At 69.2% G+C, this 25,794-nt stretch carries 26 protein-coding genes; 12 read left to right on the top strand and 14 right to left on the bottom strand.

What is annotated here, in order from left to right:
* Positions 1 to 216 precede the first annotated feature (216 nt).
* Entirely contained in the window at positions 217 to 1,149 is a 933-nt protein-coding gene (locus ACIQJ5_RS12645; protein ID WP_402844457.1) for a leucine-rich repeat domain-containing protein, read from the bottom strand.
* A 116-nt stretch (positions 1,150 to 1,265) separates the two neighbouring features.
* On the bottom strand, positions 1,266 to 2,798 hold the full coding sequence (locus ACIQJ5_RS12650) for a DUF222 domain-containing protein (protein WP_402844459.1): 1,533 nt from the start codon (positions 2,796 to 2,798) through the stop codon (positions 1,266 to 1,268).
* A gap of 273 nt (positions 2,799 to 3,071) precedes the next feature.
* Here ACIQJ5_RS12650 and ACIQJ5_RS12655 point away from each other — a divergent pair, with 273 nt between their 5' ends.
* Positions 3,072 to 3,422 (top strand): VOC family protein, encoded by a 351-nt coding sequence (locus ACIQJ5_RS12655; RefSeq protein WP_231092959.1) that lies wholly within the window; start codon positions 3,072 to 3,074, stop codon positions 3,420 to 3,422.
* A gap of 93 nt (positions 3,423 to 3,515) precedes the next feature.
* On the opposite strand, the gene ACIQJ5_RS12660 is transcribed toward ACIQJ5_RS12655, so the two are convergent.
* The gene (locus ACIQJ5_RS12660; protein ID WP_231092958.1) at positions 3,516 to 4,520 is read right to left on the bottom strand and encodes a LacI family DNA-binding transcriptional regulator; all 1,005 of its coding nucleotides are present in this window, start codon (positions 4,518 to 4,520) and stop codon (positions 3,516 to 3,518) included.
* A 103-nt stretch (positions 4,521 to 4,623) separates the two neighbouring features.
* Here ACIQJ5_RS12660 and ACIQJ5_RS12665 point away from each other — a divergent pair, with 103 nt between their 5' ends.
* Together ACIQJ5_RS12665 and ACIQJ5_RS12670 are read left to right on the top strand one after the other, a co-directional pair.
* The gene (locus ACIQJ5_RS12665) at positions 4,624 to 5,211 is read left to right on the top strand and encodes an RNA polymerase sigma factor (protein ID WP_231092957.1); all 588 of its coding nucleotides are present in this window, start codon (positions 4,624 to 4,626) and stop codon (positions 5,209 to 5,211) included.
* Positions 5,201 to 5,722, top strand: a complete 522-nt coding sequence (locus tag ACIQJ5_RS12670) for a hypothetical protein (RefSeq protein ID WP_231092956.1) — start codon at positions 5,201 to 5,203, stop codon at positions 5,720 to 5,722. The genes ACIQJ5_RS12665 and ACIQJ5_RS12670 overlap by 11 nt, the downstream gene beginning before the upstream one ends.
* 2 nt (positions 5,723 to 5,724) lie before the next feature.
* Here ACIQJ5_RS12670 and ACIQJ5_RS12675 read toward each other — a convergent pair whose 3' ends face one another.
* On the bottom strand, positions 5,725 to 6,228 hold the full coding sequence (locus tag ACIQJ5_RS12675; protein ID WP_231092955.1) for a hypothetical protein: 504 nt from the start codon (positions 6,226 to 6,228) through the stop codon (positions 5,725 to 5,727).
* 57 nt (positions 6,229 to 6,285) lie between these two features.
* Here ACIQJ5_RS12675 and ACIQJ5_RS12680 point away from each other — a divergent pair, with 57 nt between their 5' ends.
* The 3 genes from ACIQJ5_RS12680 (at position 6,286) to proS (ending at position 8,987) form a co-directional block, all read left to right on the top strand.
* A complete protein-coding gene (locus ACIQJ5_RS12680) occupies positions 6,286 to 7,050 on the top strand; it encodes an aspartate dehydrogenase domain-containing protein (protein WP_402844466.1) in 765 nt (254 codons plus the stop codon).
* 48 nt (positions 7,051 to 7,098) lie between these two features.
* Positions 7,099 to 7,503 (top strand): hypothetical protein, encoded by a 405-nt coding sequence (locus ACIQJ5_RS12685; RefSeq protein ID WP_402844469.1) that lies wholly within the window; start codon positions 7,099 to 7,101, stop codon positions 7,501 to 7,503.
* A gap of 65 nt (positions 7,504 to 7,568) precedes the next feature.
* Positions 7,569 to 8,987, top strand: a complete 1,419-nt coding sequence (gene proS, locus ACIQJ5_RS12690) for a proline--tRNA ligase (protein WP_231092952.1) — start codon at positions 7,569 to 7,571, stop codon at positions 8,985 to 8,987.
* Between the two features lie 66 nt (positions 8,988 to 9,053).
* On the opposite strand, the gene ACIQJ5_RS12695 is transcribed toward proS, so the two are convergent.
* From ACIQJ5_RS12695 to ACIQJ5_RS12705, 3 genes are read right to left on the bottom strand one after another with little or no spacing between them, the layout of a single operon-like run.
* Entirely contained in the window at positions 9,054 to 10,331 is a 1,278-nt protein-coding gene (locus tag ACIQJ5_RS12695; RefSeq protein ID WP_231092951.1) for an MFS transporter, read from the bottom strand.
* Positions 10,331 to 11,356, bottom strand: a complete 1,026-nt coding sequence (locus ACIQJ5_RS12700) for an alpha/beta hydrolase (protein WP_402844474.1) — start codon at positions 11,354 to 11,356, stop codon at positions 10,331 to 10,333. The genes ACIQJ5_RS12695 and ACIQJ5_RS12700 overlap by 1 nt, the downstream gene beginning before the upstream one ends.
* Complete coding sequence (locus ACIQJ5_RS12705; protein WP_402844476.1) at positions 11,353 to 12,375, bottom strand: alpha/beta hydrolase; 1,023 nt, start codon at positions 12,373 to 12,375, stop codon at positions 11,353 to 11,355. Before ACIQJ5_RS12705 ends, ACIQJ5_RS12700 begins: the two co-directional genes overlap by 4 nt.
* 71 nt (positions 12,376 to 12,446) lie before the next feature.
* Here ACIQJ5_RS12705 and ACIQJ5_RS12710 point away from each other — a divergent pair, with 71 nt between their 5' ends.
* Complete coding sequence (locus tag ACIQJ5_RS12710; protein ID WP_402844479.1) at positions 12,447 to 13,430, top strand: LacI family DNA-binding transcriptional regulator; 984 nt, start codon at positions 12,447 to 12,449, stop codon at positions 13,428 to 13,430.
* 63 nt (positions 13,431 to 13,493) lie between these two features.
* Here ACIQJ5_RS12710 and ACIQJ5_RS12715 read toward each other — a convergent pair whose 3' ends face one another.
* Positions 13,494 to 15,167, bottom strand: coding sequence for a glycoside hydrolase family 13 protein (locus ACIQJ5_RS12715; protein WP_402844482.1), 1,674 nt, complete (start codon positions 15,165 to 15,167; stop codon positions 13,494 to 13,496).
* Between the two features lie 135 nt (positions 15,168 to 15,302).
* On the opposite strand from ACIQJ5_RS12715, the gene ACIQJ5_RS12720 reads away from it, so the two are divergent.
* Together ACIQJ5_RS12720 and ACIQJ5_RS12725 are read left to right on the top strand one after the other, a co-directional pair.
* Positions 15,303 to 15,824: an adenine phosphoribosyltransferase gene (locus ACIQJ5_RS12720; protein WP_231092946.1), complete on the top strand. Its 522-nt coding sequence runs from the start codon at positions 15,303 to 15,305 to the stop codon at positions 15,822 to 15,824.
* Between the two features lie 148 nt (positions 15,825 to 15,972).
* Positions 15,973 to 16,314: an NINE protein gene (locus tag ACIQJ5_RS12725; RefSeq protein ID WP_231092945.1), complete on the top strand. Its 342-nt coding sequence runs from the start codon at positions 15,973 to 15,975 to the stop codon at positions 16,312 to 16,314.
* A gap of 71 nt (positions 16,315 to 16,385) precedes the next feature.
* Here the strand turns inward: ACIQJ5_RS12725 and ACIQJ5_RS12730 are convergent, their stop codons facing one another.
* A complete protein-coding gene (locus tag ACIQJ5_RS12730; protein WP_231092944.1) occupies positions 16,386 to 17,096 on the bottom strand; it encodes a FadR/GntR family transcriptional regulator in 711 nt (236 codons plus the stop codon).
* 227 nt (positions 17,097 to 17,323) lie between these two features.
* Here ACIQJ5_RS12730 and hemQ point away from each other — a divergent pair, with 227 nt between their 5' ends.
* Complete coding sequence (gene hemQ, locus ACIQJ5_RS12735; RefSeq protein WP_402844487.1) at positions 17,324 to 18,031, top strand: hydrogen peroxide-dependent heme synthase; 708 nt, start codon at positions 17,324 to 17,326, stop codon at positions 18,029 to 18,031.
* Between the two features lie 69 nt (positions 18,032 to 18,100).
* On the opposite strand, the gene ACIQJ5_RS12740 is transcribed toward hemQ, so the two are convergent.
* From ACIQJ5_RS12740 to ACIQJ5_RS12750, 3 genes are all read right to left on the bottom strand, one after another.
* Positions 18,101 to 21,379, bottom strand: a complete 3,279-nt coding sequence (locus tag ACIQJ5_RS12740) for a PKD domain-containing protein (RefSeq protein WP_402844490.1) — start codon at positions 21,377 to 21,379, stop codon at positions 18,101 to 18,103.
* Positions 21,380 to 21,582: 203 nt separating this feature from the next.
* Positions 21,583 to 21,777 (bottom strand): hypothetical protein, encoded by a 195-nt coding sequence (locus ACIQJ5_RS12745; protein WP_231092941.1) that lies wholly within the window; start codon positions 21,775 to 21,777, stop codon positions 21,583 to 21,585.
* A 1-nt stretch (position 21,778) separates the two neighbouring features.
* Positions 21,779 to 22,714: an NAD(P)-dependent oxidoreductase gene (locus tag ACIQJ5_RS12750; RefSeq protein WP_231092940.1), complete on the bottom strand. Its 936-nt coding sequence runs from the start codon at positions 22,712 to 22,714 to the stop codon at positions 21,779 to 21,781.
* An 82-nt stretch (positions 22,715 to 22,796) separates the two neighbouring features.
* Between ACIQJ5_RS12750 and ACIQJ5_RS12755 the strand changes: the two genes are divergently transcribed.
* Positions 22,797 to 23,228, top strand: a complete 432-nt coding sequence (locus ACIQJ5_RS12755; RefSeq protein WP_231092939.1) for a DUF1761 domain-containing protein — start codon at positions 22,797 to 22,799, stop codon at positions 23,226 to 23,228.
* A gap of 43 nt (positions 23,229 to 23,271) precedes the next feature.
* On the opposite strand, the gene purQ is transcribed toward ACIQJ5_RS12755, so the two are convergent.
* Positions 23,272 to 23,979 (bottom strand): phosphoribosylformylglycinamidine synthase subunit PurQ, encoded by a 708-nt coding sequence (gene purQ, locus ACIQJ5_RS12760; RefSeq protein WP_231092938.1) that lies wholly within the window; start codon positions 23,977 to 23,979, stop codon positions 23,272 to 23,274.
* The gene (locus tag ACIQJ5_RS12765; RefSeq protein ID WP_231092999.1) at positions 23,976 to 24,224 is read right to left on the bottom strand and encodes a phosphoribosylformylglycinamidine synthase subunit PurS; all 249 of its coding nucleotides are present in this window, start codon (positions 24,222 to 24,224) and stop codon (positions 23,976 to 23,978) included. Before ACIQJ5_RS12765 ends, purQ begins: the two co-directional genes overlap by 4 nt.
* A 221-nt stretch (positions 24,225 to 24,445) precedes the next feature.
* Here ACIQJ5_RS12765 and ACIQJ5_RS12770 point away from each other — a divergent pair, with 221 nt between their 5' ends.
* A complete protein-coding gene (locus tag ACIQJ5_RS12770; protein ID WP_402844498.1) occupies positions 24,446 to 25,729 on the top strand; it encodes an ABC transporter substrate-binding protein in 1,284 nt (427 codons plus the stop codon).
* Positions 25,730 to 25,794 lie beyond the last annotated feature (65 nt).

A 25,794-nucleotide genomic window follows, 5' to 3' on the forward strand; every position in this document is an offset into this window, starting at 1 on the left:
TTCGTGGCTCGTGGTTCGTGGTGAGTCCGGTGCAGGGCGTGATTCGCGGCGGGTGCCGTGTGGTTCGTGGTTCGGCGGATGTTCGGTGCAGTCGGGATTCGCGGCGGGCGCCGGGTGATTCGTGGTTCGGCGTATGTTCGGTGCAGTCGGGATTCGCGGCCGGTGCCGTGCGCGTCGTGGCGGGATGAGTCCGGTACGGGTCGCGGTGGGGGTGGCTCAGTACACCTCGTACACGAGGTCCGGCTGGCGCACCAGGTCGTGGTCGAAGACGACGCCGACTTCGAGCGCGCCAGCGGGCGACTCTCCCGCGTCGAAGCCCAGTTGCACGGACCCGTCGGTGCGGAAGGTGATGGAGACGAGCGGGATGCCGGCGTCTTCGCCCGGGTGGGTCTCTTCGAGCAGAAGACGGGCCTGCGCCGTGAGGCTCCGCAGCGCGGCGAGCGCGCGGCCCAGCGGGGCGCGCAGCCCGTCGAGCACAGCAGGGTCGGAGGTGGCGACCGTGATCAGGACGTCCACACCGTCGATGCGGCGTGTGCGCTCGAAATCCGCACCGCACACGGAGGAGAACGTCCCTGCCCGCCCGAGGCTCACTGCCACCGGTGTGATCGGGTTGCCGCTGTATCCGGCGTGCTCCAGATGCGGGAGGACCGAAAGATCCAGTTCGGTGAGGAGATTGTCCTCGCAGTGCAGGCGGCGCAGCTCCGGCACGAGACGGAGGTCAAGAGCAGTCAGCGCGTTACCGAAGCATCGCAGATCCCGCAGGTGAGGCACGGGAGACAGATCCAGCTCGGCGAGTCCCGCGCTGTCGCACCGCAGCTCCCGGAGCCCACCCACCGGGCTCAGATCGAGAGAGCTCAGCGGGTTGCGTCCCACCGCCAGTGAGATGAGGTGGGGAGTGGCCGACAGGTCGATGCGGGTGAGTGCGTTGTCGCTGGCGATGAGCTCTTCGAGGGCTCCTGCCCCCGTGAGATCCAGAGACTCCAAGCCCAGCCCCCACACCTCGAGCCTCCGCAGCCGCGGCAGCTCATCAAACCCGGAGAGCGACGTCACTGCCGAATCGGGGTCGAGATCGCGCGCACCGATCGCCAGTTCCGTCAGTTCCTGGGCGTGTGCGGTGGAGACACCTGCGACCTCTCGCACGTTGGTCATGACCCTATGCTCTCCTGACCGTGCCGCTGAGTCGAGGCGCATGCGGCGTAGCGGGCTTCGTGTCGCGCACCTGTGAAGGTATATGGTGCGTGGTCTTCTCGGGCGGGCGCTGGGCGTCACCACGGGGGCGTGCCATCCGTCGTTTCCGTGGCCGCGTGCGCACGCCCGGCCGAGAGGCCGGCGCTGAACGCGACCGTGCGGGGTTGAGGCGTGTCGATATAGCGGTAGCCGAGCGGCGTGACGAACTCCAGGACCCCTCCCGGCCGTGGAATGATCGTCCACCCGGCGCTCGTCTTGAGCGTGTGGTGCCTTCGGCACAGCGGGGCCAGATTCGCCACGTCGGTCTTGCCTCCGTGGGCCCAATCTCGGTTGTGGTCGATATCGGTGCGCCGGACAGGAACGCGGCAGCCAGGATGCCGACAGTGCTGATCGCGATGGGCGAGAAAACGCTTCATCTCCGCGGTCGGACGATACCGATCCGTTGCCAGCACGGCCCCGGAGACGGGATGCGTGAGCACGCGGTCCCACCCGGCCTCACCCCCGGCGAGAAGACGGGCGGTATCCGCGTCGATAGGAACCGCGCCGTCGAGCTCCGCGCCCTCGTCACCTCGGCCGGCCAGCGTCAGGACCGGAATCGTGACGGCGATCGTGGCGCGGATCGCTCCGATCCCGGTGCTCACACTTGTAGGCGCAGACGTGAGCAGGAGGTCGGCGAGAAGATCGGCGCGCATCTGATCCGCTGTGCGAGCATCGGTGGCACCTCCGGCATCGGTATGACCGGACTCGCTGAGCTCCGCAGGGGTGCCGAACCCATCGGCGCCACCGAGCTCAGCCCACTTGTCCGAACCATTCGGCTCACCGAGCTCGCCGAGCTCACCGAGCTCACCGAGCTCACCGAGCTCACCGAACCGACCAGGTCCGCCGTGCTCCTGGGGCCCGCGCTGCTCATGGGGCTCGTCGTGCTCGTGGGGCCCGCCGTGCTCGTGGGGCCCACGGGGCTCGCGGTGCTCGCGGTGCTCACCGGGTCCACCCGCGCCACCGGAGCCGACGTCGCCACCTCCGCCGAGGACCGCCGTGCGGCGCGCGCCCCGAAGCTCGTGCGCCATCTGATCCAGCCGATCCTTCACCCCATGAGCGAGCACGGACGGCAGAAGAGCGTGCAGGGTCGACATGCCGTCGCGGTCATCGGTGATCCATACCGCTCGCGACTGACGCGCGATCCGGTGGCGCTCGGTGATCCCAGAAGCCTGCGCCTCTTCGGCAACGCGTGCCAGCATGCCCCGCAGGCGATTCGGCGACTCGACCCGCGCCAGCGCGAGTGCCCTCACCACATACTCGTCGCGGATGGCGCCGGGCTCGGTGTGTGCTCCGTGGTCCAGGATCACCCGCACATGCGATGCGGTGACCTCACCCTCGGCGAGCGCCGCGTGCACCTGCGGAAAACCGTGCACGAGCTGATGCGCGTCGGACATCCGGCGCTGAATCGTACGATCGCTCACGCGGATGGTGGCACCGACTTCGGCGGCGAGGGATCGCAGTTCCAGATCAGTGTCGGACGACCTGCCGGACGCGCCCGGCAGTGCGACGAGGTCAGCGAGCAACGTCGCTTCCCGCGCATCCACAGCGGCCCGCGAGCGGGTGATCGCCACGATCGCATCGATAGAGGCGCGCTTGACTCGAGCGGCGGCATCACGTGGTGACGCTTCCGCGTGGCGGAAGCCTGCAGCCGCGGCCGGCGGTGGCCATCGCCGACCGCGGCCGGGGGCTGGTCTGCCAGAGAACCTCTCCGCCATATGTTCTAATTTCATACCCTAATACTCCCGGAGAGCAGGGAACAAAAGTACGAAACATGGATGAGTGTGGATAACTCAGACGTCTCACGACCGGCGCGGTGGCCGAGTCGGCGGACGTAGCATGACGCCATGACGGTGACAGGAATCGGCGGGGTGTTCTTCCGGAGCCGGGATCCCCAGGCGCGCTCCGCCTGGTATCGGCAGCACCTCGGCATCGCCGCGGGCGAGGATGCGGCGTGGACGCAGGAAGCCGGCATGACCGTGTTCGCACCTTTCCCGCAGGACAGCGACTACTTCGACGCCGACCAGCCGTTCATGCTGAACCTGCGCGTGACGGATCTGACTGCGCTGGTGGTGCGTCTGCGGGCCGCAGGGATCGAGGTAGAGACGCGGGACGAGTGGGTGACCGATTTCGGCCGTTTCGCCCGCCTGCGTGATCCCGAGGGGCTGCCGATCGAGCTGTGGGAACTGGCGCCGTGACCGAAGGCGCGTCCTTCACTGCTGACCCGCGAGTTCTTCGCGATCCGGGGTTGCCGTTCGGCCCGTGACCGAGCGGGGAGGACAGCGCCAGCGTCAGCGCCGCAGATGCCCGGTGCTCTCGCGCACGGTGAGCACCGGGGTGGGGCCCGCCTCTCCGGGCAGTGCCACGTCACTGTCGATCTGCCGCAGCAGCAGTCGCGCGGCGCGTTCGCCCAGTTCGAACGTGTCGCGGGTCATCGCGGTGAGCGACGGTCGTACCAGCGCGGCGATCACCGAGTCGTCGAAACTCGCCAGTGACACGTCGCGGGGGACGCCTACCCCCACCTCCTGAGCCACCCGAAGCCCGGCGACGGCCATCACATCGTTGTCGTACACGATGGCGCTCGGGCGGTCGATCGGCTGCAGCAGCTCGCGTGTCACTTCACCGGCCGCGGCGGGCGAGAAATCGGTGTTGATCGTCCTTCCGCCGACGAGCCGCTCCAGCACCCCGGCGCGCAGTCGCGTGTGCTCCAGCGCCGCAGGACCGGCGACATAGGCGATGCGGGTGTGACCCAGAGCCGCGAGATGGCCGAAGAGGGTGGTCGCTGTCTCGGTGTCATCGACCCACACCGCAGACGTGGCCCGGACATGTGAGCCGACGAGCACGGCCGGCATCTGCAGGTGATGGAGGGCCTGGACGCGCGGATCATCGCCCAAGGGATCGATGACCAAGACCCCGTCCACCTGGTGCGCGGCGTGCCACTGCCGATGTGTTTCGAGCTCGTCATCCAGACTCGACACGAGGCGCAGCTGCAGACCCGCTCGGCCATCGCTGAGGCCCTGCTGAATCCCCGCGATCAGGTCGGTGAAGAACGCTTCGGTACCCAGCGACCGCGCGGGCCGGTTGAGCGCCAGGCCCACCGCGTTCGCGCGAGCGCCGACCAGCGAGCGCGCCACCTGCGAGGGGCGCCAGTGCTGCTCCCTCGCAACCCGCAGGATGCGTGCGCGCGTCTCCTCGCTCACCCCGGGCTTGCCGTTGAGCGCGAACGAGACCGCACCAGGGGACACGCCGGCGATCCGGGCGATGTCCGTGATGGTCACGCGCTTCGCGGCTGCCATGGTTTCACTGTACGTGACTGCTCCGCGGCGTGATCCGTCCCGGGCCGAGGGGCGGTGCCGCTCATCATTTGCTTCCCTGGAGGCGCCTTCGTACGCTGGATCGGTGCAGGGGGATTCGGACGCGGCGCTGTGGCTTGCAGCGACATCGGGTTCTCAACGTGCCTTCGTCGAGATCTTCGACCGCTACCGCCGGCGCGTGCTGGCGGCCGCGTTCCGCCAGACGGATTCCTTCGATCTCGCCGAGGAAGCGACAGCTGTCGTCTTCCTGGAGCTCTGGCGGCTGCGCAAGAAGGTGCGCATCGTCGATGACTCACTTCTGCCCTGGCTCTTCGTGGTCACCACCAACGTCTGCCGCAACCTCACCCGCTCCAAGCGACGGTACGGCGCGATGCTGGCGAAGCTTCCCCCGAGTATGGACGAACCGGACGTGGCCGACGGTGTCGACGAGGATGTGAGTCGCGAGGAAACCCGACGACGCGTGCGGCAGGCCCTCGCATCGCTGGATGCGCGCGATCAGGTGGTTGTTCAGCTGGTGCTGCTGGAGGAGTACTCGATCGTCGACGCGGCCTCGGCGCTGGCGTTGCCCGTCGGGACCGTGAAGTCGCGGCTGTACCGTGCGCGCGATCGACTGCGAACCATTTTGACTCCTGCGGACATACCTTGGAGAGAGGAGGCTGCGGATGAACGATGAGAGGGACATCTCTCCCGCCCGACTGACGGCGATGCGCGAGGCGCTCGCCGCGCACGTCGCCTCCGAGCCTGTCCGCGCGCACCGCACGCGCCGGCGCCGGGTCATCATCGGTTCGGTGCTCTCCCTGGTCGCCGTAGGCGGCGTGGCCGTCGCCGGACTGCGGGTGCTGGCACCCGCAGAACTTGCGGATACCTCGATCGCGATGTGCGCCAGTGAGGCCAAACGAAACGCGGATGGCGGATTCAACGGCGGTGAGGTCGCGATGTCGGGACCATTCAACCCAGGGGTTCGCAGCGATGTGCTCGAGCTGTGCACCCGGATGTGGGAGGAGGGGACATACGAACCCGACTACGATCCGTTGTCCCTACCCCCCGAAGTGCCCTTCCCGGTACCACCCCTCACGGTGTGCGTCGCACCGAATGGGACGGCCGTCGTCGTCCCCTCGGATGCACCAGAGATCTGCACGGCCCTCCAGCTGGCACCGGTTGCCGCCACGTCGAGCCCTCGCTGAAATCAGAGCGGACGGAAGATCAGTGATCGTGCCGTGCCGACCACGGACCCCAGCGCATTGCACGTCGGTGTGCACGTGACGGAGTTGCCGCCGTAATTCGCCGCGCTGTACACCCGCACGCTGCACCCCGCCCCCGTGATCGACCGCATCCCGGTGACCCAGTCGGAGGCGAGAGAGGCGAAACCGTATGTCGTGCCGGCGCACGTGCCGGTGCCCCAGAACGCGAGGCTCGATCCGGTGAGATTCGTGCCCTTGTACGCGGTTCCGAGCTTCACCGAGCCCGAACCGGCGCGGCGCTGGGTGAGCGTCTGAGCGGAGACATAGCCGTCTCTTTCAGCCTCGGTGGCGAAGCAGACGATGTCCTCCCCGGAGACGGACTCGTCGGCGGAGGCGATGACCTCCACTGCGCAGTGTTCGACGACGGGCGTCGCCCAGGCGGGGTCGGCGGGACTGATGGCGGAAGCGGCGATCACCGTGGCGGTGACGAGCGCGGATGCGATGGACATTGTTCTCCTCGGGGTCGTGGCGCCGCAGACGCGCTGCTCGTACGCGAGGATGGAGCGATGACGCGCTTGCGGATCGGATTCCTCGGCGGCGGCAACATCGCCCGCACGGTGCGGGACGAACTCGCCTCGCGACCGTATGACGTGGTGGGAACGTTCGGACGCGGTGACGTGATCGCAGACGACCTGGACCTGCTGGTCGAAGCCGCCACGCAGCGCGCCGTCGAGGAGCGCCTGGTGCCGATCATCGCACGGGGTACCGACGTTCTCCTCCTCTCCATCGGCGCCCTCGCCGATCCCCTTCTCCGTCGGCGACTGACCGGTGGCCCCGGGCAGCTCATCGCGTGCACGGGAGCGATCGGCGGGCTCGATCAGGTGCGCGCGCTGCGGTTGGGCGGCGCGCTCCGTGAGGTCACCATCGAGAGCAGGAAGCTCCCGGCCACGCTCATCCAGCCGTGGATGGATGACGCGCTGCGCCAGCGGCTGGACTCGGGACAGGAGGAGATCATGCTGGACGACGATCTCGCCACCGCCGTGACGCGGCGGTTTCCGGCGTCCGCCAATGTCGCCGCTGCCGTGGCCCTCGCGGCCGACGCGTGGGACAGCGCGACCGCACGGGTGGTGGCTGACCCCACGGCGGCACGCACCCGTCACACGATTCACGCGGCGGGTGAGCTGGGGGAGGTGACCGTGACCGTGACCAACGAGCCCTCGCCCGAGCGCCCGCGATCGAGCGCCGTCGTCGCCCGTGCGGTGGTGCGCGCGATCGACGACTACGCGCGACTGCGGGGGTTCGACGCCGTCGCAGGCGTCGTGGTTCTCTGACGCGATCGGGCGGAACCGCCCGATCGGCAGCACGCGTACGATGCGGACATGAGCTGGGACGTCATCATCATGCGCATGCCGGAGAACATCCGTACGACGGCAGATCTCCAGGCCCTGACCGAACCGATCCCGGACATCCCGCTGGGCACGGTTGCCCAGGTGCGCGAGCACGTCGTCGCGGTGTTCCCCGAAACGGAGTGGACGGAACACCCGCTGGGGATCTGGAACGGCACCCCGGGGAGCATCGAGTTCCGGCTCGGTACGGGGAGGGGCGACCAGGCGACGTCCACGCTCATGCTCTCGATCCGAGCCGACGACAGCATCGTCCCGACGGTCGTGGCGCTGGCCGCGCGACTCGGGGCCACGGCCGTCGAGACCGGGAGCGGCGGGCTCCTGACGGATGCGAGCGGGATCCGGAGGTGGCGGGAGATGCGGGACCAGGAGCTGGGGTGAGGTGACCCAGCCCGCGGCCGGGATCCGAATGCGGGGCGCGGGCGGCACACCGGTACCCTGGGTACGTGGCTGAACGACAGAAGATTCTCGCATCGATCGAGAACGACTTTCCCCAGTGGTACCAGGACATCCTCGAGAAGGCGCAGCTCGCGGACAACGGCCCGGTGCGCGGCACCATGGTCATGCGACCGTACTCCTACGCGATGTGGGAGGGAATGCAGTCCGCGATGGACGCGCGCATCAAGGCCACCGGTGCGGAGAACGTCTACCTGCCACTGTTCATCCCGCAGTCCTACCTGGAGCGCGAAGCCGAGCACGTCGAGGGCTTCAGCCCCGAACTCGCCGTGGTCACCCACGCCGGCGGCAAGGAGCTGACCGAGCCCGTCGTCGTCCGCCCCACCAGCGAGACGCTGTTCGGCGAGGTCATGGCCAAGTGGATCCAGTCGCACCGCGATCTGCCCATGCTGCTGAACCAGTGGGCCAATGTGGTGCGGTGGGAGATGCGTCCGCGCGTCTTCCTGCGCACCACGGAGTTCCTCTGGCAGGAGGGCCACACCGCCCACGCCACGCGTGAAGACGCCGCGAACTACGCGCGCCGGATCCACCTGGACGTGTACAAGGACTTCCTGGAGAACGTGCTCGCGATCCCGGTGCTGCCCGGTTTCAAGACCGCGTCCGAACGATTCGCGGGAGCCATCAACACCATGACCTGCGAGGCCATGATGGGCGACGGCAAGGCGCTGCAGATGGCCACCTCGCACGAGCTGGGGCAGAACTTCGCCAACGCGTTCGGCATCACCTTCTCCGACACCGACGGTGTCGCGCAGACTGCCTGGACCACGTCATGGGGCTCGTCCACGCGCATGATGGGCGGGCTCATCATGTCGCACGGCGACGACGCCGGTCTCATCCTCCCGCCGCGTATCGCGCCGCACCAGGTGGTGGTGATCGTCGTGAAGGACGACGAGCGCACCATCGAGGCCGCCCGCACCATCGTGGCCGACCTCACGGCGGCCGGCGTGCGCGCAAAGCTGGACGATCGCACGCAGACCGGTTTCGGCCGGCGCGCTACGGAGTGGGAGCTCAAGGGTGTTCCGGTCCGCGTGGAGGTGGGACCCCGCGACCTCGACGCCGAGCAGATCACCTTCGCCCGCCGCGACCAGGGCGGAAAGCAGCAGCTTCCGCTCGCGGACGTGGCCACGCGTCTTCCCGCGCTTCTCGACGAGATCCAGGCGGACATGTTCGCCGCAGCTCAGAAGCGTCTCGAGGAGCGCACGAAGCACGTGTCCACGATCGAGGAGGCGCGTGAGGCGGCACAGACCGGCTTCGCCGTCATCGACTGGGCCGTGCTCGGCGAGGCCGGCGAGAAGGAGCTGAACAAGGACGCCATCACGGTGCGCTGCCTGCGCACCCGCGACGGCAACATGCCCGACCCGCACAACCCCGAGACCGACCTGGTCGCGATCGTCGCCCGCGCGTACTGATCACGAACGCCACGATGCCCGCCCCGGAGACGGGGCGGGCATCGTCGTGTTCGGGGATGGGGCGGCTCAGCGCACCGAGCGGATCGGCAGCACGCACAGCCCGCCGATGACGCCGTAGAGGATCGCCGCACCGAGGAGGGCGGTGTAGTTCGAGCCGGTGCCCCCGATCGCCAGTGTGGGAACCGCCAGCACCGGGACGATGAACTGCGGCAGCTGATAGGACAGCGCCACGATGCCCAGATCCTTACCGGCGTCCTGGAAGTGGGGGAGCACCTCGGTCATCAGCGCCACATCGACCGACACGTACGCTCCCTGGGCGGCGCCGACGAGCGCCAACGCCATGAGGAAGACGGTTTGATCCGGCGCGAACATCGCGATGACGAGCCCGCCGACCGAGAACAGGCAGGAGATCCAGATCACCGGCTTACGACGCCCCGTGCGATCCGAGATCCAGCCGAACAGCACGGTCGTGACCAGCCCGCACAGGGTGAAGACGATGAGCCCCGTCGCCTGCACCGCAGACGCCTCCTCCTTGGGAACGCCCAGGCGATCCATGATGAAGAAGAGCAGGTAGGTGGCCACGGAGAAGATCGACATGGTGACGAACAGCCGGCACAGGAACGCCCAGAAGAAGTCGGGATACCGGCGCGGGCTCAGCCAATAGGTACCGAGCACATCGCTCCAGCGCCAGGGGGCCGGTCGCTCGGTGCGGACGATGTCACGCAGCCCGAAGAACAGCAGTCCCGACAGCACGCCGCCGAGCATGCCGGGGACGGCGAACCACAGCCAGCGCTGGTCGTTGGGCAGCGCCGCGACGATCTGCGACCCGACGATCAGCGCGAGGCTGTTCGCGGCTCCCGCGATGCCGGAAACCCGCGCGCGGATCCGGCCCGGGATCTGGTCGGCGAGCAGCGCGTGGACAGCGGCGTTGGTGGCGCCGAAGCCGATCTGGACCACCACCCAGCCCAGCACGATGCTCCAGAGGCCGGTCGCGGCCGCCAGCAGGAACACTCCGATCAGGCCGATCACCGCGCCACCGAGGATCCACGGTCGCCGCACCCCGAGGCGGGACATGGTCCGATCGCTCAGTCTGCCGAACAGCGGCGTGACGATGATCACCACGATGCCGCCGATGGCGGTGGTGATCGACAGGTTCACCTCCTTGGTCGCGTCGTCGAGGAAGGCGAAGGCCTTCGGGATCGCCGCGCTGCCGAGCGTGGACAGCACCAGGTTGATGCCGAACCAGCTGAGCACGAACAGCGGGAGGAAGGAGCGCGGCTGCTTCGAACCCGGAATCTCGGGTCCGAGGGCTGTGGGAACGGGTGGTGCGGGGGTCGCGGACATCATCGTCCTTTCGGGATCGGGTGCGGAAGGTGGGTGAGGTAGGCGGTGGCGAGCTCGTGCGCGAAGCGACGCTGCCAGACGCGCGCGGCCTCCCAGCGCGCGGTCAGTCCGGGTGTTCCGTGGAGATGACCGGCGCCCACGCGAACGACGACAGGGACGCCGGCGGAGCGGAGGGCAGCGGCGTAAGCGAGCGCGCCGTCGCGGAGCGGATCGTGCTCGGCCACCAGGATGAGCGCCGGGGCGAGTCCGTGCAGGTCATCGGCGTGGAGCGGGAAGGCGTCCTCGGGATCGGCCGTCCCGACGTAGAGCCGAGCGACCTGCTCCGCATCGTCGAGGCCGAAACCGGTCGAGTACAGCTCCCACGATTCCCCCAGCGGTTCGGCGCTGGCGGGGAGCACCTCGAGCGCCTGGTGATGGACGCTCACGCCCTCATCGCGCAGGCGTTGTGCGGCCACCGCGGTGATCGCCGCTCCCGCGGAGTTACCGCCGATGCCGAGTTTCGCCGCGTCGATCCCCAGCTCGCCGGCGCGTGTCGCGGCGTCCCGGAACGCGGCCACGGCGTCGTGGACGGCGGCGGGATAGGGATGTTCGGGGGCGAGTCGGTACTCCAGTGAGAGGATCTGCACGCCCGACGCCAGAGCCAGCGCTGCGCTCAGCCGGTCGTTGAGCGTTTCATCGATGGTGCCTCCGACGAAGCCGCCGCCATGGCACCACAGGATCGTGGGGCGGGCTTCGGGCCCCACCACGGGCCGGAAACGGCGCGCCCGCAGCGATCCCTCGCCGCCGTGAACGGTGACGTCGTCGATCTCGACCCCGGCCGGGATCGGCTCGGTGAACTCCGCGGCGAGCGCGTCGCTCAGCGCGAACGCGGCGACGCGGCGGCGCCTCGCATCCGGCGAGGCCAGGTCGGGGAGATCATCCCGCAGAGCGGCGATGCGCCCGGCGCACTCGGCGATCACCGGATCGAGACTCAGCACGGCGGGGTCGAAACCGACCTGATCCCGGGGCTCAGGTTCGGGGCTCATGCCGCGTCCGCCGAGGGTTCCGGTGCGTCGTCGTGCAGGGTGCGCAGGCGAGCGATGACCGCACGATGCGCCTCCGCGGCCGCGGGGATGAAGCGGTTCCAGCCGAGTGAGGTGTGCGTCTGTCCCACGTAGCGCACCACGCTCACCGGCACCCCGGCAGCGGAGAGCGCGCGGGCGTATGCCTCACCGTCACCGCGGAGCGGGTCCAGCTCGGACGTGCAGATCCACGCCGCGGGCAGCCCCGTGTGTGAACGCGCCAGGATCGGTGACGCGAGCGGGCTGCGCGCCGCCCCTGGCCTGCCGCCGAGATACTGCCGCACCAGCCGGCGGCCCACGCGCCGGACGATCACACCGGGAATCGCCGCGGTGAGTCCCGCCATGTCGGCGTGACCCATCGTGAGATCCACCACCGGGTTCTCCAGGAGCTGGAGCCGGATCGGGCGATTGTTGCGCTCGCGGTTGAGGAGCGTCGTCACAGCGGCGAGGTTGCCCCCGGAGGATCCGCCGCCCACGGCGATCCGTGCCGGCGAGCCCCCCAGCTCGCCGGCATGCTCGTGAACCCATTCCAGCGCGCTCCAGCACTGCTCCGGCTGTGCCGGGAAGCGCACCTCCGGGGCACGCGAGTAGTCGGCCGCGACGATGATCACTCCCGCGTCGCGGGCGCGCTCGCGGAACCGGGCGTCCCACGAGACCCAGTCGATGCCGCCGATGGTGAATCCCCCGCCGTAGAAGTACAGCAGGATCGGCAGATCGGCCCCGGGTTCGGCACGGAGTGCGCTCGGCCAGTAGACGCGAACGCGCACATCCGGGTGATCGGCCACCGGTACGACGTGCTCCTCGGTGGCCACGTCGAGGATCGCGATGTCGAGCGCGTCACACATCCTCGCGTCGTTCTCCTGCGCCACGCGGCGCCGGCCCGCCGCGCTTCGCGGCTCCCGCTCCAGCAGTGGTGCGATGCGGCGCTCGAACGCGGTGACGGCGGTGTCCACCGCGGGTCGTCGAAATGATCGCTTCGGCATGGGTACTCCTTCGTGTGGAACGATTGTGATTCATCGAAGAACTTCGATGAATCATCGAATCGAGGAGCCTCATGCGCGGGAATCCGGGGCGGGTGACCATCTACGACGTGGCCGAGCGGGCGGGCGTCAGCATCTCCACGGTGTCGCTCGTGGTGAATGCGCCGCACCGCGTCTCACCCGCCACGCGGGAGCGGATCGTCGCGGCGGCCACCGAACTCGGCTACCGGATGACCCCCGGTCGCCGGATCGGAGCCACCCGCATCGCGGTGGCTGCACCGTTCACCGCGCATCCGTCGTACCTGCGACGGCTGTCGGGAATGCTGCTGCGAGCGCGCTCCGCCGCGGCCGACATCATCCCGTACGACATCGATTCCGCGGCCAGTGCCGCATCCCCGCTCCTGGAGACCCTGCCCGTGCGCACCGATGCCGCGGGTCTCGTCCTGATGGGTGTGCCGCTGGGCGGGGCCGCCCGCCGCGCCAGTCGTACCGCCCGCGTCCCCGTGGTCCACGTAGACGTCGTGCCCACAGGGCGCACCGCCGTGGACGGACCGGTGGTGCTGGTGGACGACCGTCGCGGCGGCGATCTCATCGGCACGCATCTCGCCGGCCTCGGACACCGCAGCTTCGGCTTCGTCCACGATGTCCAGGTCTCGCCCGCCTATGTGTCATCCGGCATGCTCCGCGCCGAGGGGCTGGCCCAGCACGGCCACGTGCGCGCCTACCCGGCGGCGTCCGGTTCGGATGTGTCCGAAGCCGTGCGGCGGGCCGCTGCCGACGGCTGCACAGCCATCGTCGCGGGCCATGATCAGCTGGCGGCGTCCGTGCTCGGGACGTTGCGGGCGGAGCCCCACCTGCGTTCGCTGTCGGTGGTCGGCTACGACGACGGAGATCTGGCCCAGGCCCTCGATCTCACCACCGTGCGCCAGCCGCTGGAGGAGACCGGACGTGTGGCCCTGGAGCTCGCGCTCGGCATCGTGTCCACGGGGGCGGCGAGGGGCGGCGTCACCCGCCTGGAGCCCGAGCTCGTCGTGCGCGACTCCACACGGCCCGCGTAAGAGGTCGCACGCACGCACGAAGCGCCCGTCCGTTCCCGCAACGGACGGGCGCTTCGCATCAGGTCAGGCGTGGAGCCAGACCGTGACGTCGGTGGGGACCTTCGCCTGGTTCTCCGCGGTCACCAGGAGGGGCTCGGAGGAGAGGATCACCCGCGCGGCGTCGACGAGCAGCTCATCCGCGCCGAAGTTCACGACCACCTCGACGTCGGCGTTGGTGAGCGACAGCAGCGTGGCGCTGCCGGTCTCCTTCCACGTGAGCGTGCCGGACCCGAGGCCGTGCGCGCGGCGTTCGGTCAGCAGGTTCTTGTAGAGCTCGAGCGTGGAGGCGTCGTCCTTCTCCTCGACGGAGCGGGCGTACTCGGCGAACTCCGCGGGCTGGGGGAGCCAGCTCTCGCCCGTCGTGCTGAAACCGAACGCGGGGGCGTCCGGCTCCCACGGGATCGGCACGCGGCACCCGTCGCGGCCGTATCGCTCGCCGTTCGTGCGGAAGAACGACGGGTCCTGACGAGCCTCGTCGGGGAGGTCGATCACCTCGGGGAGGCCGAGCTCCTCGCCCTGGTAGAGGTACGCGGAGCCGGGGAGCGCCAGCATCAGTGTCGTGGCCGCGCGTGCACGACGAAGGCCCAGCGCCGCATCCGGGCGGGGACCGGGCGTGTTCGGGCCGATGCCTGCACCCTGTGCGTTCTCGAACTCGACGGCGAGGCGGGTGGCGTGACGGACCACGTCGTGGTTGGACAGCACCCAGGTGGAGGGGGCGCCGACACTGTTGAACGCACGCAGCGACTCGGTGATCACCTCGCGCTGTGCGTCGGCGTTCCAGCCCGCGTACATGTAGAGGAAGTTGAACGCCTGGTGCATCTCATCGCTTCGCACCCACAGTGCGGTCTCGTCGAGCGTGGGCAGCCACGCCTCCGCGCACAGCACGCGGTCGCCCTCGTACTCCGCGAGGACGTTGTGCCAGTCCCGGTAGATCTCGTGAACGCCCTCCTGGCCCCAGTACGGCACCGGTTCGTGACCGCCCATCGAGTCGCCGTCCGCCGGCGGGGTGTAGTCCGGAAGTCCCTCGGCCTTCACGAGGCCGTGCGCCACATCGACCCGGAAGCCGTCGGCGCCGCGGTCGAGCCAGAAGCGGAGCACGCTGCGGAACTCCTCGCGCACCTCCTCGTTGCTCCAGTCGAAGTCGGGCTGGCTGCTGTCGAAGATGTGGAGGTACCACTGGCCGGGGGTGCCGTCGGCCTCGGTGACCCGGGTCCAGGCGCGACCGCCGAACACCGACTCCCAGTTGTTCGGCGGAAGCTCGCCGTTCTCCCCCTTTCCGTCCCGGAAGATGTATCGCGCGCGCTCAATCGAGCCGGGGCCTGCGGCCAGTGCGGCCTGGAACCAGGCATGGTCGGAGGAGGAGTGGTTTGGGACGAGGTCGACGATGAGCTTGATGCCGCGCTCGTGGGCGGCCGCGAGCATCGCGTCGAAGTCGGCGAGCGAGCCGAACAGCGGGTCGACGTCACGGTAGTCCGCGACGTCGTAGCCGGCATCGCGCTGCGGGCTCACCATGAACGGGCTGAGCCAGAGGGCATCGACGCCGAGCTGGGCAAGCGCGTCCATGCGGCTCTCGATGCCGGGCAGGTCGCCGATGCCATCGCCCGAAGCATCGGCGAAGGAGCGCGGATAGATCTGGTAGATGACGGCGGTGCGCCACCACTCGGAACCGGTGGCGGCGTGCTCGGGCGAGGTGCTCATGCGCACCACCGTAGTGCACGTACCCCGGAATGCGAGGGTCGCCGCTCCCAGACTTCGAATCGATTCGATGACGATGATCGTCACGGCGGCACATCCGGGCGCGCTTCTCAGGTGCAGCGAGTATCGTGGTTGCACGTGACTTCCGTCGAACTGGACCGCGCGTTCTCCCTCATCCGCCTCACGCAGGACTTCCCCCAGCCGGGAATCCTCTTCCGTGACATCGCTCCGCTTCTCGCGGACGCGCGAGCGTTCCGGACCACGATCGACGCGCTGATCGAACCCTTCGCTGGGCAGTTCGATCTGGTCGCGGGTGTCGAGGCGCGAGGCTTCGTGCTCGCCGGGGCCGCCGCGGCCATCGCGGGAACCGGAGTGCTGCCGATCCGCAAGGCGGGCAAGACGCCGCAGCCCGCCGCGCAGGTGACCTACGACCTGGAGTACGGCACCGCGACCATCGAGGTGGGCGCGGACATCCCCGCCGGTGCACGCGTGCTCGTCGTCGACGATGTCCTCGCCACGGGCGGCACCCTGCATGCAGCGCACGGTGTGGTCGAGCAGCTGGGCGGCATCGTCGCCGGTACGGCGGTGCTGCTGGAGATCGAGGGTCTCGGCGGACGTGCCGCGCTCGGCGAGAAGTCGGTGCACGCCGTCTTCGCCTGAGCCGCGTTCGCCGGACGACGGGCCCCTCCGCTGCCGGAGGGGCCCGTCGTGCTATGAACCGTCTCGCCGGGGCTGTACACTCGCGGGTGCTGTGCACCTGCCACGGGCCCGCGCACAGCCTCGGGGCCCACACCTGATCGGACACCTCATGTCTGCCCCTCAACACCCCGGCCAGAAGTCCTTCGTCGTCACCTGGCTGCTCTCGTGGCTGCTCGGTGGTCTCGGTATCGACCGCTTCTACCTCGGAAAGATCGGCACCGGAATCCTCAAGCTGATCACCATCGGCGGTCTCGGCCTGTGGTGGATCATCGATCTCATCATCACGCTCGCCGGGTCGCAGCGCGACAAGCAGGGCGCCCCGCTGGCCGGCTACCTGGAGAACCGCAAGGTCGCCTGGATCGTCACCGGCATCTTCTTCGTCATCGGTCTGCTGAGCGGCGGCATCAGCGGTGCGCTGGGTCTGCTGACGTTCGGCGTCTACGGCAACTGATAGCGCTTCATTGCGCGCACATGGCCCCTATCCCGCGCGGATAGGGGCCATGTGCGCGCTGTGAAAGGGAGTCAGTCCTCAGAACGCAGCGAGGCCAGCTCGGTCATCACCGGTGACTCCTGCAGGGTGCGCAGCTGTGTGTCGACGTGCAGCGCCATCAGGTGCGCCGCCGCAGCGACATCGCGCGCACGGATCGCCGTCAGCAGCCGGTCATGATCGGCCAGCATCACCACGGGATCCACGTCGCCCGCGATCCGGTCGCCGAGCCCGGACGAATCCAGCGCCATCGAGAGGTTCTGCACGAGGTCGAAGAGCAGCCGATTGCCTGAGGCCTGCGCGATCACTCCGTGGAACAGGGAGCACCGCACCGATCCGGTGCCTTCGCGCACCGTCTCCATCTCCGCGGCGATGGTCGACTCCATCGTCTCCAGCAGGGGAGCGGTCCAGTTCGCGGCCGCCGTCTGTGCTGCTTCGACGTCCAGTGCACGGCGGATTCCGACGAGCTCGGCCGGGTGGTAGGCCGCCAGCGCATCGAGCAACAGGGAGGGTGCGGGCGTCAGTGAACGCACGAACGTGCCGCGCGCGGTCAGGGTCTCGACCATGCCGAGCGTGGCGAGCGAGCGCACCGCCTCACGCACCGTCGATCGGCCGACGTTCAGCTCTTCGATCAGCTCGGGTTCGGTGGGGATCCGAGAACCCACGGGCCACTCGCCAGACGAGATCCGCGCTTTCAGGCGTGCGAGGGTCTGGCGCGCCAGAGCGCTGCCGGACGGCTGTGACATGGGGACCTCCTCCCGTGATTCAACCACACCTACAGGGTGACTGAAGGACGGGTGGATCATCAGATGAAGAGCTTCATCTGATGATAGGTTGAGGGGTGCTCGACCTCAGCAGAGCGCGGCGAGGATCTCGTCCCCGCCACCGTCGGCATCCCGGCCGGCTGTCACGCCCGGCGCGGGACCGGCGTCGCCGTGACGGCGACGGTGAAGACTGAGACAGAGGAGACAGCATGAGCGAAAACACCACCCCCACCCGCCCCGTGGTCGATCACTCGGCGGTGGCCGACGCCGTCAACGCTTCCACGGTGTTCACGATGTACGCGGCCTTCACCGCCACCCGTTCCGGCGACGGCACCGCCGCCGATGTGGTGCGCGCGCTGGAGTCGTCTGCGGACGACGTGACGCTGCGCGGCACCTACGACGTCTCCGGCTTCCGCGCGGACGCCGAGGTGCTCGTCTGGTGGCACGGTCCGACGGTGGAGAACCTGCAGGCTGCGTATCGCGCAGTCATCGATGCCGCCGGCGGCGCGCTTGACCCCGTGTGGTCGGTGGTGGGCGTGCACCGCACAGCCGAGTTCAACCGCGGACACGTGCCCGCCTTCCTCGCCGGGGATGCCCCCCGCGGGTACATCTGTCTGTACCCGTTCGTCCGCTCGTACGAGTGGTACCTCCTGCCCGACGCCGAGCGGGCAGGACTGCTGCGCGAGCACGGCGCGGCCGCGCGGGATTACGGCGATGTGCTCGCCAACACCGTCGCGGCCTTCGGCCTGGGCGACTACGAGTGGCTGCTGTCGTTCGAAGCAGACGAACTCGTGCGCATCGTCGACCTCATGCGCGAGCTGCGTGCGACGGGCGCCCGCCGCCACGTGCGGGAGGAGATCCCGTTCTTCACCGGTCCGCGTGTGGATCCGGCGGAGTTGTTCCCCCGACTCCTCTGAGGCCGGTGCCCCTCATCGGGTGCTGGCGGCGTTGCACGCCCGCGCCCGATGAAGTCCCCCTCCAAGGCCTCAGCGTGCGGCGCCGGTCGCCTGGAAGTCGCTGATGCTCAGGACGATGCGTGGCGCCGTGGTCGACGCGGACAGGGTTCCCTTCAGGCCCACCCATCCGGCGGTCTGCATGCCGTCGGTGCCGTCGCTGCCGCTGAGCTGCCAGTCGGCCGGCTCCGACGACCCGTCGCGCCAGAGCTTCGCCGCCGCGGCTGTGGGGCCACCGCCTGACACCCGCAGGCGCACATGGAGAGCCTCGCCCGCTCGATATGTGCCGGGCAGGACGAACCCGGAGCCGGCGATGGACACCTCATCGCGCAGGAGATACAGCCGCACCATGCCACCCGCCTCGATGCGCACCCGCGCCTGGTAGCTGCCGGCCGTCGTCTGGCGCCCGATCACACTGAGGGACACCGCGCCGGCGCCCGTGGGCACCGCATCGGCGGAGAACATGGTCTCGACGGTCGTGGAAGCGGAGGTCGCCTGCGTCAGTGTCGCTGTTCTCGTCCACGAGGGCCTCAGTTCGATCCGTCCGGCATCACCGTTCGCCGAGAAGTCACCGTCGCCTCCCCGCAGCAGCCAGGGGCCGCCGACGACGGCGGAACCCCACGATGCGGACGCCGTCCGGGCGAAGTCGTCGCGGGCGATGATCTCCGCCGGGGGGTCCGCAAGGACGGACACCAACTGGGAGACCGCGTTGGTCGCACCGGCGGCGTCGGTCACCGTCAGCGTCACGGTGTACTGCCCCGGTTGCGCATAGGTGTGCTGAGCCGTCGATCCCGATCCGCTCGTGCCGTCCCCGAAGTCCCACAGGTACTGCCGGATGGCACCCTCCGCATCGGTGGAGGCCGCGGCATCGAAGGACGCGGTCAGAGCGTCGGTGCTGCTGCTGAACGCGGCTCGCGGTGCGGTGTTCCCGTTCGGCGATCCGAGCGGGCGGCCATCGGTGACCGAGTAGTCATCGAAGCGCACGGTGGTTACCGGGACGGTCGACAGCGAACTGGAGGAGCCTCCGAGGCCAATGGCACCGGCTGCCTGGAGCGCGGGGGTGGTGTCGGTGGCGGTGATCTGCCACTGGGACGGTTCCGCGGCGTCAGCGGCCCAGACCTTCGCGCCCAGCTGTGTCGGTGCGGTACCCCGCGCACTCACCGCGACGAGCACATCGGTGCCCGGCGTGTAGCCGGTGAGGACAACGCTCTTACCGCCCAGAAGCGTCTCGCCCTGTAGCAGGTACAGCCGCACGACGCCGCCGGGCTCGAACCGCACCCGAGCCGAGTACCCGGCAGAGCCGACCACCCGGGCGTGGACGTTGGCACTGACGACGCCACCCTCGGAGGCCCGGTCGACGCTGACGCGCACCCGCGTGATGCTGTCGCTGGTCTGTACCGAATCCAGCAGCGCGCCGCGCGTCTGACCGGGCGCCAGCGCGATGTTCGCCGTGCTGTCGGCCATGCTGAACTCACCCGCTCCACCGCTCGTGAGCCAGCGTCCGCCGATGGCGGCCACGCCCCAGCCGGTCGACTCCGTCCGGCTGAATCCGTCGGCTGCGATGACGTTCTGCTCGGTGCTGTCGGTGCTGCTGACGGTGATCGCGGTCCAGTCGCTCGCGGTGCTGTTGCCGTGGACATCGCTGACGACGACCCGGTACTCCTGCACGGATCCGGCCGGGCGGCCCTGATCGCGGTAGCTGAGCACCGGACGGTTCCAGCGGGTGGAGGCGGCCGAGGTGGTGAACAGCGGCGCGGACTCCCCGCGGCGCTCGACCGCGTAGGTGAGCGATGCGTCGTCCGGGTCATAGTTGCTCGTCCAGGTGAGGACCACCTCGCCCCGCAACGCGCTGGCAGCGTGGACGCCGTAGGCCCCGCCGGTGACGACCGGGCCCTGCTTGTTCGGGGCGACCCGTGAGCTCGCGAACCGGACCAGCCCCTGCTGCGGCGTGCCCTGCACGGCCGGGAACTCGCCGCCGTACACCACATACCCGTCACCGGCCGCGACGCTCCACGTCGCCTGCTCCTGCCCGGTGAAGGACCCGGGCGTGAAGGTCGGGTACCAGTGTCGCAGGGTCGGTGCCGGCTGTCCCTCGTAGGAGAGGTACGTGGGCACCTGGTTGGCGGTCAGGGTGCGTCCGCTGGCGTTCATCGAGAAGGCGAGCGCATGGGTGTGGAAGAGCGGGTCCTCATCCGGGAAGCCTCCCGGAACAGTGGCGCAGGCGTGCGTGTGACCCGCGCGGTACATGAGTCCGTCGCTCAGCGCCACGTCGTACACATCGCCGTGGCAGTCCTCCATCGTGATGATGCTGCCGTCCGTCCAGGCCGCACGGAAGGTACCCTCCATTCCTCCGCCGTCGAACGAGTACGTCGTGCCGTAGACGCTGGTCTCATCGGAGGTCACCCCCATGAAACCCGCTGCGGATCCGGCATTGTGGATGAGGGAGTTCATCGCCCACGGCACCGTGGCACCCGTCGACGCGTCCAGCGCAGCGATGCCGCGCCCCGGGTTGGTCGAACCGTTCGCGGCCTCGAAGCTGCCGCCGACGACGATCTTCGAACGGTCGGGGGAGACGGCGATGCTCCGGCCCACTCCGTCGCCGGTGAGGGTCGCATCGAAGGGGAGCACCTTGCCCGTCAGCGTGCTGGCGGCACCGACCCGGGCGTGCGGCTTGTTGTTGATCGTGCTGAATCCGCCCGTCAGATAGAGCGTGTCCGCGGTTGCGGCCAGGCCGTACACCGTCGCATTGGCGCCGATGCTGAGCGGTGAGACGGCGCCACTCGCGGTGTCGAGCGCAGCGACCCGGTAGCGCGGCTGCGTGCCCACCTGCGTGAACGCCCCGCCCAAGTACAGCGTGCGCCCGTCGGGCGACGCGGTCAGCGCGTAGACGGCGCCGTTGACCGGAACGTCGAAGCCCGGATCCAGCTCACCCGTGGTCAGCCGGTAGCGCAGCAGATTCGCGCGCGGAGTCTCTCCGGTTCCCGGAGCCGCGCCCGCCGGTCGTGCGCTGCTGAACCGGCCTGCGGCGTACACCCAGTCGCCCACGATGGCCTGCGTCCAGACGACCCCGTCGATCTGCACCGTCGGAAGCGGGTCCGCGGTCACGGTGGGAGCGAATGCATCGCTCACCGCTGCGCCGGCATCCACCGCAGCGTTCACGGATGCCTGTGCACCTTGCCACGCGACCGCCGGCTGCGCGGCGGAAGCGGGAAGGGCGGCGAGGACCGTTGAGAGCACGATGGCCAGCGCGGCGATCACAAACGTGCCCGGCCGCCATCCCCGACGGCGCGACGAAGAGATTCCGTGAGCCACGCGGCTCCTCCCTGGCGCGCCCGGTCGTCTCGTCGAGTTCGAGAAGGGGCGGTGGGCGCACCGCGGACGCGACAATAGCGGGTTTCCCGGGGCTCCCGCGGTTGCGGCCTCCCGAACTGTGGACAGACGGTGACGTCTGCGGTGCCGGCGCTCAGATGGCACTGCCGTACCCGGTCACACGCGGTCGCGATCGGGCGGAGACGCTAGCGCTCGTTGCCCCGCCTGTAGTTGCCCGTCGCGCGCTGGAGCAGCGCCTGATCGTTCTCGTCCGAGTCGCCCAGCCGGGCCAGCAGCCGGCGAGCGTCCGCCCCGCCGACGACCGTCACGAGTGTGCCGCCGCGGGTGATTCGCACGGTGGTGCCGGCTTCTGTCCACGCGAAGGGGACGTAGGTGCTCACGTCAGCTGGAGTAGACCACGTTGCGGGCGTCCTCGCCGTCCAGCATCCGCGTGATCTGGTCGGCCACGAGCTGGGCGATGCGCGGCTGCATGGCAGCCGACGCACCGCCAACGTGCGGGGAGATCAGCACGCCGGGTGCGGACCACAGCGGGTGATCCGCCGGCAGCGGCTCGGGCTCCGTCACGTCGAGCGCGGCGAGGATCCGCTCACGGCGCAGGTGATCCACCAGCGCGTCCGTGTCGATGATCGGGCCGCGTCCGACGTTGACTACCAGCGCGCCGTCGGGAAGCGCCGACAGCACGGCGTCGTCGATGAGGCCCCGGGTGTCCGGGGTGTCGGGCAGCGTGACGATGAGGACGTCGGCGGTCGGCAGCAGCTCCGCGAGCTCGCTCATCGCGTGCACCTCGCGGCCGTCCTCGACGCGCGCGGACGATGCGACCGGCACCACCTCGACCTCGAACGGGTCCAGCCGCGCCGCGGTCGCCTTACCGACGCCGCCGTACCCGAGCAGCAGCACGCGGCAGTCGGCCAATCCGTTCGCGAACCTGCCCCGCCACTCGTGCGCGTCCTGCTGGCGCACGTACTGGGGCAGGCGTCGTTGCACGGCGAGGGTGAGTGCGAGGGCGAGCTCCGCGGTGGCCGTCTCGTGCACGCTGGCGGCATTGGCGAAGACGTGACCGGCGGGCAGGTGGTGGGGAACGTCGTCCCAGCCGATGGACTGGCTCTGCACCAGGCGCGTCGTCACGTCCGCGAGGCGGGGGAGCGCGTCGCGCGCCGACATGTACGGCGGCACCACGATGTCGATGCGCTGGCGGGGCGTGGGATCGGTCATGTCCCACACGAACAGATCGATCGCTGCGATCTGCTCCGGGGTGAGTCGTGCACGCACGTCCCGCTCGAGTCGTTCGGTGGGCACGGACACGCTCAGCTTCGACATGATTCGACCCTATTCCGATTCCGCCCCCGACAGCACCGGGTGATCGTTATGCTCGCGTCATCCCGATCCGAGGAGAACGAGCATGGTCCCTGAAATCAACTACTGGAGCGTGATCCTGGCGACGCTGTCGACCATGATCGTCGGCAGCGTCTGGTACACCCCGAAAGTGTTCGGAACGAAGTGGATGGCGCTGGCCAAGGTCGACCCCCATCGCGAGGGAGCGAGCGCCGTGACGCCCATCCTCGTCACCGTCGTGGTGAGCTTCATCACCTCCTGGGTGCTGGCTGGCTCGACCACCATCGCGTGGCACTTCTACGAGGGCAGCTACCTGGTGTCGGCCCTCGTCACCGGCGTGCTGCTGTGGGCTGGGTTCACCGCCGCGCGCTTCATCACCCACGATGCGTTCGAGGGGCGGCCGCCGGCGCTGACGGTCATGAACGTGATGCACGAGCTGGTGACGGTGGTGGTCATGGCCGTGATCATCGGCGTCTGGCCGCCCGCCGGCACCGTCTGAACGACGAACGGCCCTGCCGAGGCAGGGCCGTTCTCGTATGCTCTCAGGCTGCGACGCGAGCGATCGCCGCGAGCGCGGACTCGAAGAACGTGATGCCGTCCTCGCCGGAGCGCATCGCTGCGGGGGTGTTCGGGCCGAAGCCCGGCTCCACGGCGTGCTCCGGGTGCGGCATGAGGCCCACCACGTTGCCCGCCTCGTTGGTGAGACCGGCGATGTCGTTGAGGGATCCGTTGGGATTGATGCCGGCGTAACGGAACGCCACCCGGCCCTCACCTTCGAGGCGCTTGAGGGTCTCTTCATCGGCGATGTAGCCGCCATCGGCGTTCTTCAGCGGGATGATGATCTCCTCGCCGGCGGTGAAGGCGTTGGTCCACGCGGTGTCCGCGTTCTCCACACGCAGGCGCTGGTCGCGACGGATGAACTGCTGGTGGGCGTTGCGGATCAGGCCGCCGGGGAGCAGGTGTGCCTCCACCAGCATCTGGAAGCCGTTGCAGATGCCCAGGACGGGCATGCCCTTGCCGGCGGCGTCCTTGATCTCGGTCATGATCGGTGCGAGAGCCGCGATGGCTCCGGCGCGCAGGTAGTCGCCGTAGCTGAAGCCGCCCGGGAGGACGACGGCGTCGACGTTCTGCAGGTCGTGGTCGGCATGCCACAGGGCCACCGGCTCGGCTCCGACGAGGCGGATCGCGCGCTGAGCGTCGCGGTCGTCCAGCGAACCGGGGAAGGTGACGACCCCGATCCGAGCGGTCACTCGACCACCTCGATGCCCACGACGTCCTCGATGACGGCGTTGCTGAGCACGTCCTCGGCGACCTTGCGGGCGGTGGCGAGGATCTCCTCGGTCACCTCGCCCTCGACGGTCAGCTCGAATCGCTTGCCGATGCGGACACCGGTGAAGGCGTCGACGTCGAGACGCGCGAAGGCACCGCTCACCGCCTTGCCCTGCGGGTCGAGGAGTTCGGGCTTCGGCATGACGTCGACGACGATGGTGGGCATTGTGGCTCCGAGGTGGACGCGAACGGCGGTCGTCATCAGTCTACCCGCGGCCCCACGCCGGTTCGACCGCGGCTGATCGGCGCCCTCGGCCCTCGTGAATCACGTTCGGATCACGAAACTTGACTTTCGTGGGAGCGCTCTCATATGGTCGAGAACCGGTTGGGAGCGCTCCCAAGGTGGCCCCACAATCCCCGCACCACATCATCCACAAAGGAGTGACAGTGATTTCTGCAGCACTTCGCCGCGGCGGCATCGCCGTGGCAGCCGTCTCCGCGACGGCCCTCGTCCTCGCCGGCTGCGCCGGCGGATCGTCCGACGCCGCCGACGGCGGATCCTCCGACGGCAAGGTCACGCTGACCGTGTCGACCTTCAACGACTTCGGCTACACCGACGACCTGAAGAAGGCGTACGAGGCCGAGCACCCCGACGTCACGGTCGTGTTCACGAAGGCGGCCACGTCCAACGACGCCCGCGCGAACTACTTCCAGAAGCTCGGCAAGTCGGGCCTCGCCGACATCGAGGCCATCGAGGTGGACTGGCTGCCCGAGGTGATGAAGTACTCCGACCTGCTCGCGCCGGTGCCTGCCGACCTGACCAGCCGCTGGCTGGACTGGAAGACTGCGGCGGCCACCGACAAGGACGGCAACCTCATCGGCTACGGCACCGACATCGGCCCGGAGGGCGTCTGCTACCGCTCCGACCTGTTCGCCGAGGCCGGTCTGCCCACGGACCGCGACGAGGTCGCCGCGTTGCTGGAGGGCGGCTGGGACAAGTACTTCCAGGTCGGCGCCGAGTACTCGCAGAAGACCGGAAAGGCCTTCTTCGACTCCGCGGGCGGCACCTACCAGGGCATGGTCAACCAGATCGAGGCCGCGTACGAGGATCCGAAGAGCGGCGACATCACCGCCACGAAGAACGCGGACGTAAAGGCCGCGTACGACCAGGTGCTCGCCGCCTCGAAGGATCAGTCGGCGCACCTCGGCCAGTGGTCCGACGACTGGAACGCGGGCCTGGCCAACGGCGCCTTCGCGACGATGCTCTGCCCGGGCTGGATGCTCGGTGTCATCTCCGGCAACGCCAAGGACGTGACCACGTGGGACATCGCCGACGTCTTCCCCGGCGGCGGTGGCAACTGGGGCGGTTCCTACCTCACGATTCCCGCCAACGGCAAGAACGTGAAGGCGGCGCAGGAGCTGGCGGATTGGCTCACCTCTCCCGAGACGCAGATGAAGGCGTTCGCCGCGGCGGGAACCTTCCCCAGCCAGGTGGACGCCATGAAGAGCGATGAGCTGGCCGCCGCGACCAACGAGTTCTTCAACGATGCGCCGGTCGGCACGATCCTCAGCAACCGTGCACAGGCGGTCACCGTCTCGCCGTACAAGGGCGCCTTCTACTTCCAGATCAACGACGCGATGCAGAAGGCACTGACGCGCGTGGAAGAGGGAACGCAGGACGCGAAGACGTCGTGGGACCAGTGGGTCTCCGAGGTCGAGGCGATCAAGTAACAGTGTCCGTCTCCGCGGGATCGGTCCGACCGGCCGATCCCGCGGACTCCCTCGCGAAAAGGAGC

This window comes from Microbacterium sp. GXS0129, from assembly GCF_044769785.1.
Lineage (GTDB): Bacteria > Actinomycetota > Actinomycetes > Actinomycetales > Microbacteriaceae > Microbacterium > Microbacterium nymphoidis.

What these genes read in the sequence shown, in the direction of transcription:
- ACIQJ5_RS12675 (WP_231092955.1), bottom strand. Translation starts at nt 6,228, where the DNA reads ATGTCCATCGCATCCGCGCTCGTCACCGCCACGGTGATCGCCGCTTCC.
- ACIQJ5_RS12700 (WP_402844474.1), bottom strand. Translation starts at nt 11,356, where the DNA reads ATGAGCCCCGAACCTGAGCCCCGGGATCAGGTCGGTTTCGACCCCGCC.
- ACIQJ5_RS12750 (WP_231092940.1), bottom strand. Translation starts at nt 22,714, where the DNA reads ATGTCGAAGCTGAGCGTGTCCGTGCCCACCGAACGACTCGAGCGGGAC.
- ACIQJ5_RS12680 (WP_402844466.1), top strand. Translation starts at nt 6,286, where the DNA reads ATGACGCGCTTGCGGATCGGATTCCTCGGCGGCGGCAACATCGCCCGC.
- ACIQJ5_RS12670 (WP_231092956.1), top strand. Translation starts at nt 5,201, where the DNA reads ATGAACGATGAGAGGGACATCTCTCCCGCCCGACTGACGGCGATGCGC.
- ACIQJ5_RS12645 (WP_402844457.1), bottom strand. Translation starts at nt 1,149, where the DNA reads ATGACCAACGTGCGAGAGGTCGCAGGTGTCTCCACCGCACACGCCCAG.
- ACIQJ5_RS12725 (WP_231092945.1), top strand. Translation starts at nt 15,973, where the DNA reads ATGTCTGCCCCTCAACACCCCGGCCAGAAGTCCTTCGTCGTCACCTGG.
- ACIQJ5_RS12685 (WP_402844469.1), top strand. Translation starts at nt 7,099, where the DNA reads ATGAGCTGGGACGTCATCATCATGCGCATGCCGGAGAACATCCGTACG.
- ACIQJ5_RS12655 (WP_231092959.1), top strand. Translation starts at nt 3,072, where the DNA reads ATGACGGTGACAGGAATCGGCGGGGTGTTCTTCCGGAGCCGGGATCCC.
- ACIQJ5_RS12765 (WP_231092999.1), bottom strand. Translation starts at nt 24,224, where the DNA reads ATGCCCACCATCGTCGTCGACGTCATGCCGAAGCCCGAACTCCTCGAC.
- ACIQJ5_RS12705 (WP_402844476.1), bottom strand. Translation starts at nt 12,375, where the DNA reads ATGCCGAAGCGATCATTTCGACGACCCGCGGTGGACACCGCCGTCACC.
- ACIQJ5_RS12755 (WP_231092939.1), top strand. Translation starts at nt 22,797, where the DNA reads ATGGTCCCTGAAATCAACTACTGGAGCGTGATCCTGGCGACGCTGTCG.
- ACIQJ5_RS12715 (WP_402844482.1), bottom strand. Translation starts at nt 15,167, where the DNA reads ATGAGCACCTCGCCCGAGCACGCCGCCACCGGTTCCGAGTGGTGGCGC.
- ACIQJ5_RS12710 (WP_402844479.1), top strand. Translation starts at nt 12,447, where the DNA reads ATGCGCGGGAATCCGGGGCGGGTGACCATCTACGACGTGGCCGAGCGG.
- ACIQJ5_RS12695 (WP_231092951.1), bottom strand. Translation starts at nt 10,331, where the DNA reads ATGTCCGCGACCCCCGCACCACCCGTTCCCACAGCCCTCGGACCCGAG.
- ACIQJ5_RS12660 (WP_231092958.1), bottom strand. Translation starts at nt 4,520, where the DNA reads ATGGCAGCCGCGAAGCGCGTGACCATCACGGACATCGCCCGGATCGCC.
- hemQ (WP_402844487.1), top strand. Translation starts at nt 17,324, where the DNA reads ATGAGCGAAAACACCACCCCCACCCGCCCCGTGGTCGATCACTCGGCG.
- ACIQJ5_RS12730 (WP_231092944.1), bottom strand. Translation starts at nt 17,096, where the DNA reads ATGTCACAGCCGTCCGGCAGCGCTCTGGCGCGCCAGACCCTCGCACGC.